This is a genomic window from Bremerella cremea, assembly GCF_039541315.1.
GTDB classification, from domain to species: domain Bacteria; phylum Planctomycetota; class Planctomycetia; order Pirellulales; family Pirellulaceae; genus Bremerella; species Bremerella cremea.
The window spans coordinates 661,281-675,883 of record NZ_BAABFZ010000005.1 but is presented as its reverse complement, the minus strand read 5'-3'; the positions used below and the strand labels follow the sequence as shown (position 1 = coordinate 675,883).

At 56.8% G+C, this 14,603-nt stretch carries 13 protein-coding genes; 7 read left to right on the top strand and 6 right to left on the bottom strand.

All coding sequences use genetic code 11. From position 1 onward, the window contains the following. Positions 1–103: 103 nt before the first annotated feature. The 3 genes from ABD890_RS19640 to ABD890_RS19630 all read left to right on the top strand — a co-directional run bounded on the left by ABD890_RS19640 (position 104) and on the right by ABD890_RS19630 (position 2,070). A complete protein-coding gene (locus tag ABD890_RS19640) occupies positions 104–1,135 on the top strand; it encodes a DUF1559 family PulG-like putative transporter (RefSeq protein WP_345093756.1) in 1,032 nt (343 codons plus the stop codon). Positions 1,136–1,164: 29 nt separating this feature from the next. Continuing rightward, positions 1,165–1,647: a carboxypeptidase-like regulatory domain-containing protein gene (locus tag ABD890_RS19635; protein ID WP_345093754.1), complete on the top strand. Its 483-nt coding sequence runs from the start codon at positions 1,165–1,167 to the stop codon at positions 1,645–1,647. 63 nt (positions 1,648–1,710) lie between these two features. After that, on the top strand, positions 1,711–2,070 hold the full coding sequence (locus ABD890_RS19630) for a hypothetical protein (protein ID WP_345093752.1): 360 nt from the start codon (positions 1,711–1,713) through the stop codon (positions 2,068–2,070). 98 nt (positions 2,071–2,168) lie between these two features. On the opposite strand, the gene ABD890_RS19625 is transcribed toward ABD890_RS19630, so the two are convergent. Then, entirely contained in the window at positions 2,169–2,711 is a 543-nt protein-coding gene (locus tag ABD890_RS19625) for a CAP domain-containing protein (protein WP_345093750.1), read from the bottom strand. Between the two features lie 510 nt (positions 2,712–3,221). On the opposite strand from ABD890_RS19625, the gene ABD890_RS19620 reads away from it, so the two are divergent. Then, a complete protein-coding gene (locus ABD890_RS19620; RefSeq protein ID WP_345093748.1) occupies positions 3,222–4,421 on the top strand; it encodes a trans-sulfuration enzyme family protein in 1,200 nt (399 codons plus the stop codon). A gap of 147 nt (positions 4,422–4,568) precedes the next feature. Then, the gene (locus ABD890_RS19615; protein WP_345093746.1) at positions 4,569–5,714 is read left to right on the top strand and encodes a trans-sulfuration enzyme family protein; all 1,146 of its coding nucleotides are present in this window, start codon (positions 4,569–4,571) and stop codon (positions 5,712–5,714) included. Between the two features lie 103 nt (positions 5,715–5,817). Here ABD890_RS19615 and ABD890_RS19610 read toward each other — a convergent pair whose 3' ends face one another. After that, the gene (locus ABD890_RS19610; RefSeq protein ID WP_345093745.1) at positions 5,818–6,387 is read right to left on the bottom strand and encodes a hypothetical protein; all 570 of its coding nucleotides are present in this window, start codon (positions 6,385–6,387) and stop codon (positions 5,818–5,820) included. 354 nt (positions 6,388–6,741) lie between these two features. On the opposite strand from ABD890_RS19610, the gene ABD890_RS19605 reads away from it, so the two are divergent. Then, complete coding sequence (locus ABD890_RS19605; RefSeq protein ID WP_345093743.1) at positions 6,742–8,040, top strand: DUF6666 family protein; 1,299 nt, start codon at positions 6,742–6,744, stop codon at positions 8,038–8,040. A gap of 313 nt (positions 8,041–8,353) precedes the next feature. Continuing rightward, entirely contained in the window at positions 8,354–9,781 is a 1,428-nt protein-coding gene (locus ABD890_RS19600) for a hypothetical protein (protein WP_345093741.1), read from the top strand. A 23-nt stretch (positions 9,782–9,804) separates the two neighbouring features. Here ABD890_RS19600 and ABD890_RS19595 read toward each other — a convergent pair whose 3' ends face one another. The 4 genes from ABD890_RS19595 to ABD890_RS19580 form a co-directional block, all read right to left on the bottom strand. Continuing rightward, positions 9,805–10,290 carry a hypothetical protein gene (locus ABD890_RS19595; RefSeq protein WP_345093739.1) on the bottom strand — a complete coding sequence of 162 codons (486 nt, stop codon included), beginning with the start codon at positions 10,288–10,290 and terminating at the stop codon, positions 9,805–9,807. A gap of 158 nt (positions 10,291–10,448) precedes the next feature. Beyond that, on the bottom strand, positions 10,449–11,057 hold the full coding sequence (locus ABD890_RS19590; protein ID WP_345093737.1) for a Tll0287-like domain-containing protein: 609 nt from the start codon (positions 11,055–11,057) through the stop codon (positions 10,449–10,451). A 69-nt stretch (positions 11,058–11,126) separates the two neighbouring features. Then, positions 11,127–12,479: a cytochrome c3 family protein gene (locus ABD890_RS19585; protein WP_345093735.1), complete on the bottom strand. Its 1,353-nt coding sequence runs from the start codon at positions 12,477–12,479 to the stop codon at positions 11,127–11,129. A 3-nt stretch (positions 12,480–12,482) separates the two neighbouring features. Next, a complete protein-coding gene (locus ABD890_RS19580) occupies positions 12,483–14,483 on the bottom strand; it encodes an FAD-dependent oxidoreductase (protein ID WP_345093733.1) in 2,001 nt (666 codons plus the stop codon). Between the last annotated feature and the right edge of the window lie 120 nt (positions 14,484–14,603).

The following is a 14,603-nucleotide window of genomic DNA, read 5'->3' as shown; positions in this document are numbered from 1 at the left end:
TAGTGGTTTTTGAATTGACGTTGTGGTCAAAAAACTCTAGCATTTTGATGGCTTTTGCTTTTCGGCATTCCTGTCTCTTCCTTATTACTACTGGTCTAAATTTATGCACCGCGTGCGTCTCGGTCGTGCTGGCTTTACGCTGGTCGAACTCTTGGTTGTGATTGCCATCATCGGCGTATTGATTGCCCTGCTTCTGCCGGCGGTTCAACAGGCCCGCGAAGCTGCCCGGCGAATGAGTTGCTCGAACAACTTGAAGCAAATGGGGCTCGCGATGCATAACTATCACGATACCTACCTGGCGTTGCCACCTCGTCAGGGCGGTCCGGGCTGGGCGACGGCGGTCAATTCGCCTCCACTGCGTCATAGTGCTTTCGTCAACTTGCTTCCGTTCATCGAACAGGGAGCCCGGTACGAACAGATCTATTCCGCCAAGAATCAGGTGTGGTCGTCCAATGCGAACTCGGGCTATGTCGGCGAAATCGACGGGTTCAAGTGCCCATCGGATGGTTTGAATGCCCCTGTCAGCACCGACCGACCTGCTTTGTATGCTCCGCTGAACTACGCGCTAAACGTCGGCGACAACTATCGCTGGGGTGGTTCGCCAGGAACCAACGATCCAGAAACCGGTATCCGCGGTTTGTTTGGCTACGGTATCTATACCCGATTCCGTGACATCACCGATGGCTTGAGCAACACGATGGCGATGAGCGAAACGATCATTGCTCCCTCGTCGAATCAAATTGGTCGCGCGACCGGTTCTTCCACCAACAATGCCCTGGCATGCCGTGCTTACCTGGTAGGCAACGAGTACCCAACGGCGACGTTGCACGCCCAGGACCGCTGCCATGGTCATCGCTGGCAAGATGGTCGTCCTGGCTACTGTGCCGTGACCACCGTATTGCCACCCAACAGTGCGACCTGCAGCTCGCAAGGTGGTGGCGGCCTTTACTCGGCTTCCAGTCGCCACCCTGGCGGAGCGATGTCGGTCTTCGCTGATGGTTCGGTTCGGTTCATTCCGGAAACCATTGATACCGGTAACTTGTCGACAACGCCGGTTGCCAGTGGCCAGAGTCCTTTTGGCGTCTGGGGTGCGTTGGGATCGAAGGATGGTGGCGAAACGAACGCCAACCTTTAATCCAGCACACCACAGAAAGGACCCTAGATATGACTAATGGATGGATGGCAGCCAAATCGCTTTTGGCTGCCTTGATGCTCGTCGCACTGATCGGTGGTTGCGGTAGCAAAAAGGACGACAAATGGACTCGTGGCCGGCCGCCTGTTTATCGGGCGTTCGGAACGGTGACTTACCAGGGCAATCCGGTGGCGGACGCTGTCGTGACCTTCCAGCCAACTTCTGCGGAAGGAGGCAAAGGGGGCTCGGCACTGACGAACTCTCAGGGCTACTTCGAAGCGCAGACCTTTGAATCAGGCGATGGCTTGACCGAAGGCACGCACCGAGTTGCGATCAGCAAGGTGCAACTGGTCGACGCTCAAGGCAACATCGTGACGGAGATTCGCGAGCCAACGGGCCTACGAGAGAAGAATCTCGTGCCGAAGAAGTATAGCGACTTCAAGAAGTCGGAGATCGAAGTCACGATCAACGCCGACGGTGCGAACGACCTGGGGGAAATCGTTCTGAAAGACTAGCCCACGATTTCCCGAACCTGCGGTCTATGGCAGTGTCCTTATTGTCAAGAAAAGGAGACTGCCATGACTGTTTGGGATTGGGTAGAAGCTTGCTTTTCACCGCAACCATCGGCGGCGGTAACTTGCGATAACGAAGGCGTTTCGTTGGCTTTCACACGCCGCCGTGTCGTTCGCATTGCCTGGCGAGATCTGGTGCGGGTCGCAATCGAAACCAACGATCGAGGTCCGTTCGAAGAGGATGTCTTCTTCGTTCTCGAAACGGATGACAACCGCGTTGCCATTCCGCAATCCTTCTCAGGCACTGACAGTTTGATCTCGTATCTGGGAGATCATTTGCCTGGGTTTGACTTTGGGCCGATGATCGCGGCGATGGCCAGCACCGACAATCAAGAGTTTGTCTGCTGGGAAAAGCAAGCTGATTAGCGGAACCTTGCAAGTTGGTTTCATTGCATGAAAAACGGCCGCAAGGGGTTCCCTTGCGGCCGTTCTGTTTTTGTCTGGGTCTTGGATCGTCGCCTGGTTTAGTTACCGAAAACGCCAACCCAATAGGCGGTGCCGTTGCGGCTGATGGCGTAGCCATAACCGACTTCGCGAGCACCACTGAGCAAGATCGCCCGGTGACCGGGGCTGTTCAACCAACCGTTAAAGCAATCGGAAATGTTGCTCGAGCCGTACAGAATAATTTCACCGTACGGGGAACCAGGATACGAATGGCGTCGGGCACGAGCCACGAAACCACCATTGACCGAGTGACTGAACTGACCGGTGCGAGCCATGTACCAGGCATGGTCTTGGGCGGCCTTGGTTAGTTCGGGACTGATTCGTTGGGAATGCAATTGGTAGCGAGCGCGAATCTCGTTCGAGTGCTTCCACATTTTCACCAGGGTCGGGTGCTTGTGAAGGAACTCGTCGTCGGCCGACTTGGTGTCTTCGGCCTTCTTGGTTTCCGCAGCTTGTTGCGTGTCTGCTTCCTTTTTGGGTTGGGCATCCTGGGAATCAGGTGCGGCCTGCAGTGAAGCGGCCAGAGCGAACGTCAACAAAAGGGCGAGGGGGAAACGGGTCATCGGGAGAACAACCTCCGTGGGGCGGGAAACGAAGCGGTCTTTCCATCCGAAATCCGTGACTGGGATGGAAAACGAAGTCTCGGTTGTAGAGTCAATCGATATGCACTTCAAGTAGCAAGTTATGACGATTACACAAACTGTGAGGGAACGCCGCCCCCTGTCGGAGGCGGTCGAGTGGGTGGCTCAGTCGAGAATTCCTGGGCCTTCTGTCGCAACGGTTTTTGCCGGACCGGCTCGCAAATTTGCAGATCGACGATGACAAATTAGAAAAAGGGGGCCCGTTGCGGGGCTCGAAAGCGGCGGTTACACTCAGGGCTGGTTTAATAGGGATTTGTGGCCGCTTGCAGCCTATCTGCTAAAGTGCCGTTGTCGCTTCCCTGCGACAATCATTCTTGAATACAGATCACATGCTGCGGCCCTATCAAACATTTGGGATTCGCCGCGTTCTTGAAGGCAAGGCTCGCCTTTTCGATCTGCTGCTTCTCCCGCATCGCTTGCGAGAACCCCGGCATGTCTAAGGCACCTGAACAAAATAACAATCGAGGAACGTCGACCACCGCTGTGCAAGGTGGCGAAGCCCGGATGAAGCCGGGTAACTCGATCACCGATCCAATCTTCTGCGCGTCGACTTATACCTTTGAAGACACCGACTCGATCATTCGGTACATCGAAGAGAAACAAGTCCGCGAAGAATATGGTCGCTACGGCAATCCTGGCGAAAAGACCGCTGAAGCCAAGCTGGCCGCCATCGAAGGTGGTGAATCGGCTGTTCTCTACTCGTGTGGCATGGCCGCGTTTGTCGGGCTGCTGATGGCCAAAGTCAGCTCGGGCGACAACGTCGTCTTCTTCGACGAATGTTATCACCGCAGCCGCGAATTCTGCGGCAAACATCTGGCTCGCTTCGGTGTCGAAACCAAGACGGTGAAGACGGGCGACTACGACGCGATGGAAAAGGCGATCGACGCCAACACCAAGATGCTGATCAGCGAATCGCCCACGAACCCGCACCTAAGCTGCGTCGATCTCGAGAAGTTCACCGCGATTGGCAAGAAGCATGGTGTCGAAACGCTGATCGATGCCACGCTGGCGACGCCCTACAATCTTTCACCGCTATCGTATGGTGTCGACTACGTTCTGCATTCGGCAACCAAGTACCTGGCAGGGCATAACGACCTGTTGGCTGGTGCGATCATCGGTAGCGAAGAACAACTGGCCGACGTGCGTCAGCTGCGGGGCGTGATGGGTGGCATCAATGCACCGCACAATTGCTATTTGCTGCTTCGCGGTTTGAAGACGTTCTCGCTGCGAATGGAACGCCACAACACCAACGGTCTAGCCGTGGCTCGCTTCCTCGAGTCGCACCCGATGGTCGAAAAGGTCTACTACCCTGGCCTCGAGTCGCATCCTTATTACTCCGTCGCCAAAGAAACCATGCGTGGCTTTGGTGGTTTGGTGACCTTCAATGTAAAGGGTGCCGACTGGCGTAAGACCGCTAACGTGGTCGACAACGCGAAGATCTTCAAGATCGCACCGAGCCTCGGTGGTGTCGAATCGTTGATCGAGCAGCCATTGGTGATGAGCTATTACCAGCAAACGCCCGAGAATCGTGCGAAGTTTGGTATCTACGACAACATGATCCGTATTGCCTGCGGCATTGAAGATACCGACGACTTGATCGCCGACCTGAAGCAGGCTCTGGACAACGCCTAGTCGTTTTCCTTGGGCCTTATCGATATTTCAAAAGCGGCCGCGATGTTCGATCGACGGCCGCTGTTTTTTGGATGGCAACTTCCGATGACAGCCCAGCGGGCTAGAATCGGTGTTTTCCCCGCTAACCTCGTGGCAAAGAAGATTCTCATGCAGTTCCGTACCCGTGCAATTCACGTTGGCAACAAGAAGGATCCACAAACGGGCGCCGTTGTGCCACCGATTCATGTGGCTTCAACCTTTGTGCAGCCAGGGGCCGGCGAATGGGGCGAGTTCGATTACTCGCGAAGTGGTAACCCAACGCGTAAGAACTTGGAAACCACACTGGCGGAACTCGAAGGTGGCTGCGGAGCCCTGGCGTTTGCTTCCGGCATGGCAGCCACGCACTGCGCGACCATGCTGCTGGAAAGTGGCGACCACATCGTGGCTGGCACCGATATCTATGGCGGGACGTATCGCCTGCTGCACAAGATCACGCAAAAGAACAACGTCGGCATCACTCTGGCCAACTCGACCAACCTCGAACAGTTGGAAGCAGCCATTCAGCCCAACACCAAGTTGATGTGGGTCGAAAGCCCCGGCAATCCGCTGATGTCGATCACCGATTTGAAGGCCTGTGCCGAGATCGCCAAGAAGCATGGGATCTTGCTGGGGGTCGACAGCACGTTCGCAACGCCGGTGTTGACGCGACCGCTGGAACTGGGAATCGATATTGTTCAGCACTCGGTGACGAAGTACCTGGCCGGGCACAGCGATGTGCTGGGTGGGGCGTTAGTGGTGAAGGATAAGGCCCTGTTCGATCGGCTTTACTTCATTCAAAACGCCACCGGTGCCGTGCTCGATCCGTTTCAATCGTTCCTTGCTTCGCGTGGGATCAAGACGCTGGAGCTTCGCGTTCGCGAGCAATGCCGCTCGGCCCAGAAGATCGCCGAGTTCTTGAACGAGCACCCCAAGGTTTCGCGGGTCCTTTATCCTGGCCTGCCATCTCACCCAGGGCACGACATTGCGGCTCGCCAGATGGAAGGTGGCTACGGCGCGATGATGAGCTTCGAGGTGGTCGGCGGATATGAAGCAGCCAAGAAAGTTTGCGAAGACACCAAGCTCTTCCAGTTGGCTGTCAGTCTGGGGGCGGTCGAATCGCTGATTGAACAGCCAGCATCGATGTCGCATGCCAGCTACGATCGAGCTGACCGACTGGCCCATGGGATCAAAGACGAACTGATCCGAATCTCCGTTGGGCTAGAAGCCCCGGAAGACCTGATGGCCGATCTGGATGCGGTACTCGCAACGATCTAACCGCCTGGCGATCTTCAAGAAACGACAAGAAGGGGAGTCAAATCTGACTCCCCTTCTTTTTTGTTTGGGCAGGTATGCCGAATGGCAAGCAAGTTAGCGGCGACTACTTGCTTCGCGTTGGGGCATAGTACGTCGCGGGACGCGCGGTGGACGCGGGAGTCACTCGCTTGGTGTAGTGGCTGACATGAGCCGACGAACGCTTGGCCTGCGTACCGACCGGCTGCCACTTGCCGGGAGTTTCAAAGTGAGACGGCTCGGTGGATGGAGTCGTCGGAGGACCCGGGATCGATGGCACCGAAGGGTGCGATGGTTCGATGTATTCCATCTTCGGCGACGACATCATTTCGTGCGATTCCCAGTGGGTATCGCTGCCGCACGTATCGCAGCCACACGAAGGAGCTGGCTTGTAGCAGCCGCAGCCGTTGAACGTGATCGGGTGGAAGAGGCGGTGAACGCCATTCTTCAGGGTGCTGGCCGTAGAGTGCAGGGTGCAGCCAATGCCTTCCACCAATTCCAGCAGTGGACGGTGGCAAGGGGTGCAGCAGCGATCGCAGCCGCAGCTAGCGACTGGGCGAGCAACAACGTGATGGCTATCGCATCCACACGATTGGCCGAATGCTTGAACGCTGGTAACCAGCACGACGGCGGCGGCCAGAAGTTGCGTTTTCATCATCTGAGATCCTTCTCGAAGTACGGAAGCGTCGTAGCGACGCATCATAGCGGTGTTGGGTCAACGGAATCATTTATCGAGTCGCTACACCACAAAAAAACAGAACAATCGGATCAACCGGCAACTCCTCGCAAGATTACCCAAATTATTGTTCTGTGGAAAAATGAGGGCTTTGGAACGCATTGTTAAGTGCTGGCAGATTCCGTTTGAGGATATCTGGGAAAACTTTGCGGGTTATTTCAACTTTTCCGAAAGAGCTGAGTTTGCGGATGCCGATGAGGATAAGGACAGCGAGGTACCGCGCTGTTGATTGAACCGTCCCCCCCGGTGTTTCATTTGTCGAAGGAAGGTAAGACCATGCGAGTCTTCCCCTGTATCCTGGCTTTGCTGACCGCTGTTTGCGGTGGTGTCGTTGCGGATCTCGCTCCCGCGGCGGAACCTCGTGAGCCAGCTAAACTGCCACACACTGTTACTGAAGATTTTAACCGACCTCCATCGCCTGCCCGGGCGATCCGAAGTCTGTTTTCTACCGATCAAGATCGCGTGTTTGCTGCTCGGCAGCGCGTGGCCCGCGCCAGCTATGTGGCGTCGAAGATCCAGGCCGGCGATATCCAACCGGTCGACTACTCGGTTTTGAGTGAGTCGGCAGGCGAGCCGATGCCAATGGAAGGCGAAATTATCATGGAAGGTCCGGCCATCGCCGGCATCCACGATCCGATGACTTATCACACCGTTCCAGGCTCGCCTGGCTGTTCGTCCTGCCAGGGCGGATCGCACTGTGGCGGCGACTGCGACACCTGCGGAACGTGTGGTACCTGTCCTACGATCTGTTTCCCAGTTTGTTTCAGTTTGCCGCTGGATAACCTCTCGGTGCGAGCCGGTGTGGAAGGCTTCAAAGGCCCGATGAACGCTGGCATGGATGGAAGTTTCGGCTTCCTGTATGGCGTAAACTGGGGTGCTCCCTTGGTCTCGCGAAGCACCGGCCTGGGCGTCCAGTTGGGTGTAAATGGTTCGAATGCGAACCTCCACGGTGCAAGCTTCACCGACGATCATCGCGACCAGTTCTTCCTGACCGCCGGTGTTTTCCGCCGCGTCGACTGGGGCTGGCAGGGTGGTATCGTCTACGACCACATGAACGATCACTGGTACTACGACATCGACGCGAGCCAGATTCGTGGAGAGTTGAGCTGGAAGTTCCAGTGCCAGGGCGAATTTGGTTTCTGGTTCACCGCTTCGGATCAGACCAGCGACATCGACGAACAGATCACCCTGCCAGGGGCATCAGTTCCAACGACTGCCTCAGGTTCGTTCCAGCCAAACAACATGTTCGCGTTCTTTTACCGAACTCCGCTGGAGGTTTGCGGTGGTGAAATGCGATTTTCGGGCGGTTGGACCGATACCGAAATGGGGCTGATCGGGGCTGACCTGAACGTTCCCATCACCAAATGCCTGGCTGTGGAAAGCAATTTCCTCTACCTCATCCCCCGAGGTGGTGAGGGAAGCGACGATCCATGCGTCTGCGAGACCTGGAATGTCGGTATCAACCTCGTGTGGTACCCACGGGCCTGCAGTTCGGCCAGTGCCGGCAAAAACTACTATCGTCCGCTGTTTAACGTAGCGAACAACGGTACATTCTCGATGTACCCAACGAACTAAATGAAAAATCCGTAGGGGGATTCAGCACGCCGAGTCGTTTGCGAGACGACTTGGCGTGTTGTTATTTCTTGAGGGATTGGGGGGACCTTGACGGCGGGCGTATCTTCTGAGCCTGAATCACCTTCCCAAAATAATCCCTCCGCGGTATGATGGCAGGAATATGCAAGCATCCCCGCCGTCAGGGTTGGTGACCGCAAATTTGTCGTAAGAAACGTGAGGTCACCGCGTAGAGCCTGGAGTAGGCCCGCAAGTACCCCGTGGGGGACACCTTTTAAATGCAGGAAGGCATTGCCCGGACACCGGGTATCAGTACATGAGCAGTTCTAACAAAGCCGGACATTGGCGTTCTCTCGCCGCTGAAATCGGGGCGATTTCGAAAGAAGAATTGGCGCAAGCCGAAGCTGCTGAAGCCGCTGCCAAACAGGCCGCCGAGCAAGCAGCCGCCGAAGCGGAAGCTGCCGCTAAGGAAGCAGAAGCGGTTGCGGAAGTAGCCGAAGAAGAAGCTGCGGAGGAAGCGGAAGCGACCACCGAAGAAGCAAACATCCAGGTCGAAGACGAACTTTCGCAAGTCTCTGACGGCCCCGTCGACAATCAAGAGATCGTCGAACCTCCTCATCAAGAACCTGTCGCCGCGACGGAAGAAGTCGTCGCCGAAGCCCCTCCGAAGCCACGCAAGAAGAAGAGCAAGAAGCGTAGCCACTGGGCCTCGCTCTCGTCGATGCTCGGCTTGTCCGCCGCAGAAGAGGAAGAAGAAGAGTACGAAGACGAAGAAGAAGCGGCTGTCGAAGAAGAGCCGGTCGTTCTCGAAGCGGTTGCCCCGGAAGTGAAGAAGGCGCCTGAGCCGGAACCACAGCCAGAACCAGAGGCAACCGAAGAAGACGTCGAGAGTCCTCATCTCGCCGCATTCAAGAAACCAGTGGAGCGTTCGCCTGAAGAAGCCCGTGCTTCGCAGTTGATGGGACGCTCCGGCGGCAAGTCGGTTCCCACCAGCGACGACGATTTCAAGGGCTTCGATGGCATCTTCCTGGACGAAGGTACCAGCGACGAAGAGCCAGTCGCCGAAGCGGAAGACGATTCACGCGAAGACGAAGAAGAAGAATCGGAAGTCCGATCGAGCAAGCGTGGTCGCCGCTCGCGAGGACGCCGTCGTGGTCGCCGTTCGCGATCGGGTGACGACGATACTGAAGTGACTGCCCGGGAACGTCCGTCGGATGACGATTTCGACGCCGACGCTGACGCCGACTTGGATGTGGACGCGGAAGTTGAAAGTCGCGACTCGCGTGACGACCAGGAAGATGGTGATGATGAACCGCGCCCAACGCGTCGTCGCCGCCGTCGCCGTCGTTCGCGTAAGTCTTCTGATGGCGATTCGTCGACCGAATCACTTAGCGATCGACGCAGCGAAAGCCGCAGCGATAGCCGCGGTGATGACGACGACTTCGATGACGATGACGACTTAGACATCGACATCGATTTGGAAGATGACGTCGACGACGCACCTGCACCAGCACGTGGTCGTTCGCGTTCCACACGTCGCCGTCGTGACGACGACCAGGAAGATCGGCCGAAGGATAAGCACAAGAAGATTCCTTCGTGGACCGATGCGGTTTCGGCTATGGTCGACGCCAATATCACCCGTCACGAAACGGCTCCACCGGCACGTCCTCATGAACGAGGCGGACGGAATAATGGTCGTCGTCGTCGTGGCAGCGGAAGTGGTGGTGGACGCGACCGCCGATAGGCCGCGCCCAAAGCCATCTTTGTCTAAGGCGAAAGTGCCTCTTCCTTTTTTGGGGAAGAGGCTTCAGCGGGCGGCTCGTTCTGAGCGGACTCGAGTTCTTCTATACGCAGGGCAATCCGATTGTATTGCTCTGCCAGGCATTTCCAGGCATCCCCTTCGCGCAGGATCAAGGGACTTGCCGTTTCTCCGTCGGCCAGACGTGTCATCGCCTTCTGGAATCTCGCGATGGCCCCGACGAAGCGATTGCTATGGCGGATGCTGTCCAGAATCATGATGGGCAGCACGAACAAGCTAACCACGGCCGAGGGAATGAAGTAAGTCCATAAGGCGTTGCTCGCCGCGGTTACCGGAGAATTCAGATCGCCGAGTGCCGCGCCGATGATCATTACCGCGCCGACGCTCAGCAGACAGATCATCCAATACATGGCGACTCGCATCGCCAAACCACCTTGAACTTCAGGATCGACCCAGAATTGCCTGCGTCGGTCACGAGTGCCCGGTTTCGACATCAACTTGCCCTCAGGAATGAAAAGAACGTTCCTGAAAAGCTTATGTTGCCAGACACCATGAATCGGAAGGCAATCGCGTTGCCGACCGACAAGGCGGTAAACCTCGCTGCCACGCGATCCAGATGAAGCAATCGTGACGGTTGTGCTGACTGGCTTCCTTAGTCCAAGGGGATCCGAACGACCACGCCACCCATCACGTCACCCTCTTTAAACTCAGGGTAATCGGCGCCTCGGTCGGAGTGATTGTTGTGGCAATCCCAGCAAGCCTTGGCCACTGCCTTGTCCGCATAGACCGCGGTGAAGTACGTCTTGTCGCCCAGCTTCTCTTCGCCATAGAAGTTTTCGCCGGGGTTCTCGGCCACGAACTTGAGGCCTTCGATTTCCTGATCAGACTTGGGCGTGTTCTGAGGATTCAACGGCCACAGCGACTTTAAGGCATAGGTGAAGCCAGCTTCCTCATTGCTGTCGACAATCTCGGAGCCCATCCGAAACATCTGCGCCGGCAGCGGGATTGTGCCTTCTTCGTCTTGCCAATATTCACTTGGTTTAACTTCGCTGCCTTGCTCTTTCAGACGCGTCACGATGTGCGTCGCATAGACCGTACGATCAGCCATCATCACGGCATGGACCGCATTGGCAAACTGTTTCGGCGTGATGCCACCCGCCGCCGGAACCGGCGCTGGAGTACTGTTCCCGCAGCCGGTCAGCGCCACGGTTGTTGAACCAATGACAATCAAACCGCAAACGATTCCCAAGACCTTGTTCATTTCATTCTCCCGTTTTCAAGGGTTGTATGGCAAAAGGCGAACAACGTGGCACGATTGGGATAAGGTGATTTATGGCGTCGATGGTTTCTTGCGATCAAACCACTGGCGGACCATTTTCAGGCTCTCGACCGAGTGCGCTGGCGTCTCGGCAAAGTTCTGCTCGATCTGCTTCGGGTCGTGCATCGCATCCAGGCTGAACTGAAGGCCGTGGCAATTCGAGCAAACGTTACGAACCATCGTCTCGTTCGGCTGAAGGTTGGCATTCTGATTGTGCTGCACTGTTACCTTGGGCGACTTGGAACTGCCGGAGACCTCGCGTGGCATATGGCAAGTCGCACACGAAACGCCACTGCCTGGCGGTAACTCTCCCCGAAGTTCCTGCTGCCAAAGTCGGGCGTGCGGCGAGTTTTGATACGCCTTGGTATGCGAATCGTCGTGGCACTTTACGCAGGCCTGCATCGCCGCAACGCGAACGTCGGTGTCGTGCGGAGCATGGCAAGAGCTGCACGAAAGTTCGGCGTGCAGCATATCGTGCTTCATCGGTAATCGGGCCATGCCAGGCGTCATGGCCGAAAGTCCCGCTGCCAGTCGCATCCCATGCATTCCCTGCAGGAAACCATCGCTTTCGTTGGCATGGCATTTCTGACAGGTCGCCAGCGGTACTTTGTTCTGCCACTTTCCGTTGTCGTTCGACTGGGTATGGCAATCGTTGCAGTTGATGCCGACCTGGGCATGCACTGACTTGGCCCAGTCGTCGATCAACTGCGGATGGTGAGGGACGCTCGAGTGATACCGGGCATCCGCTGCGGTCAGCGGATCGATGGGTTCAGATTGTTCGGCGAGATAGCGAGTCAGTGCGTTGCGCTCGGGCACGACTTGCTGCGGAAGGTTGCCGATTTCGTCGAGATGCTTACGCAGGAAGTTTTCGTTGAGGGCGCGGTTGTCGTGATAGTTATGGCAGCCGCTGGTCTGGCACGAATTGAACTTCATCCCTTTGTGGCTCGGGCGTTCATCGGCGATCTCTTGATGGCACTGGAAACAAAAGTCTTCCGGCATCGACACGCCCATCGCATGCGTTTCGGCGGGAGCGTGCTCTTTATGGCAAGTGATACAGTTCTGGGCATCCAGGACGGCCAGCCGGGCCGCGTTGACCGGGTCGTTGAACTTCTTGGCGGGGTGGGTGTCGTTGGCTTCTTTCAGCTCTTCTTCGTGACACTTCAAGCACGATTTGCTGGTCACGCCCAACTCGGGATCGTGGCACTCCGAGCACTTCATTTCGATTTGATAATGCCCATGTGTGGTCTTGCCGGGCAGATAGACCATCTTCCAGGAATGATCTTCCGTCAGCAGGATCATGCCGAGACTGCTGCCAACCAGCAGCGACAGCGCGAACCAGACCAGGGCATAAATCCAGGAAGACATAACTTAGAAGTAATACACCGTGATGAGATGAAACAGCAGCAATACAGGTAACGGCCAAAACAGCAGCAGATGAACCAGCACCATGCGAGGTCGCCAGCGTCGAATCCAAATTCCAAGAGTGCCAGAGATACGGTTCTCGAGCGAAACGAGGAGGCCTGTGATCCCTCCGGTGACATTCACCACCAGAAACACGCTGACCAGAACCAAGTTCAAGTTCGATCCGAATTGAAATCCGGTGTGCAGCGCCAGGCCTGCCACCGCCAGCGTCGCTAACACCGCGTGAGCGACTCGCCACCAGGCAAAGTCACCCCAGTTCCAGCGAGCAATTCGTTTGCGAAGTGAAAAGACGAGCCCCAGCACTGTCAGCCCAAAAATCGTGTACCCAGTCACTTGCTTGGGCATCTCGGTACGCCAGATCGCATCGATGGAATGCCAGTTGGTTTGGACCGAATCGGAGAAGGGGAGGGGGCCGACAATCAGCATCAACGCGATCAAAGCCAGTGTCAGCGCAGAACTGGCGAGCAGAACCTTCCACGAATGAGAGGCATCGGTCGTTGGCCGTTGTCCGCAAAGCTGCTGGACCAAAGGTCGGCAAGTTCCGCAAACGGAAGAAGCACGCGTCAGTTGAGTGACCGTCTCGGCATCGGCGGCACCTTCGGCAACAACTTCGCAAATGCGTCCCTTGGTGACACCGACGCAACTGCAAACCACCGCGCCCTCGGGCCAATCCCACGGACTTTGCAGGGCATCTTCCGGCCACAGCCGACCCGTCCGGCGAAAGCGAGCGATTTGCCACGGCCACAAGCGTCGCGAGTGGGTGATGAAATCACGAACACGATCGATCTCATCCCATTCGCCAACAGCGGTGGCACCCACCACGCGATTCCCGGCGAAGATCAGCTTGCGGTAGGAGTCGTCGGTATGGCTATGCACAATCAGCGAGTTCGGTGTTTCGCCGAGGGCATCGCCAAGAGCCGCGACGTCGACACCCATCAGCTTAAGCTTCGCGGATTGATCGCCATACTCGAACGTGGCATCCTCGCCGCAGCAGTTGGCGGCGAGGACTTCGGCCATCTGAATGCCAGGGCCAACCAGTCCATAATGCTTATCGCGATGCACGGCACATTCGCCGATGGCAAAGATGTTGGCGTTCGATGTGCGAAGACGATCGTTCACGACGATACCGCCGCGCGGAGCAATGGTCAGGTCGGCATCGCGGGCCAATTCATCTCGCGGAACAATCCCGGCCGAAATGATCAGCATATCGACACAAAGCGTCTCGCCATTGACGAAGTGCATTCTCAACCCAGGCCCGATCGCCTCGATGCGGTCGCAGCGACAAAGCAGGTGAACATGAACGCCGAGCTCTTCAACGCGGGACTTTAACAGGGCACCCCCTGCGGTATCGAGCTGCCGAGGCATCAGGCTCGGAGCAACTTCGAGGACGTGTGCCTCCAGCCCCAAATCGAGCACCGCCTTGCCTGCTTCCAGCCCGAGCAGGCCACCCCCCATCACCGCCGCAGATCGGCAACGGGAAGCGTACGCGCGAATCTGCTCCAGGTCGTCGAGCGTGCGGTAAAGGAACACGCCGGGCAGGTTGACGCCCTCAATCGGCGGCACGAAGGGGCGACTTCCGGTGGCAAGGACCAAGCGGTCGTACGCATACCGCTTGCCATCCTGGCAAATGACTTGTTTGTCGACGCAATTAATGCGGTGGATCTTCTGCGAGGTCACCAGGTTCACGCCGACCTGTTCGTACCACTCTCGAGGCGAAAGGGTAAGCGACGACTCTGGCTCGCGAAATAGCTTTGTCAGGCGAACGCGATCGTAAGCGGCATGCGGCTCTTCGCCGAAGATATCGATCTGCCACGCTTCGTGACCGCCCCGCCGTACCATGGCCTGGCAAAATGCATGTCCGACCATGCCATTGCCGACAACGACCATTCGCCCGAGCGAACGGGGCGTGGCGGCGGCTGTCTGGTTGGCGGAATGCAACTGATGCACGGAGGAATCATTCCTGAGAGCAACGAGATCGAGTCGATGTTGAGGCGAGATTGCAAAGAACGTGCCGAGTTTTCGGTTGAATCGAACTCCCATGACGTAAGTCATGGAGAAATAGGACCA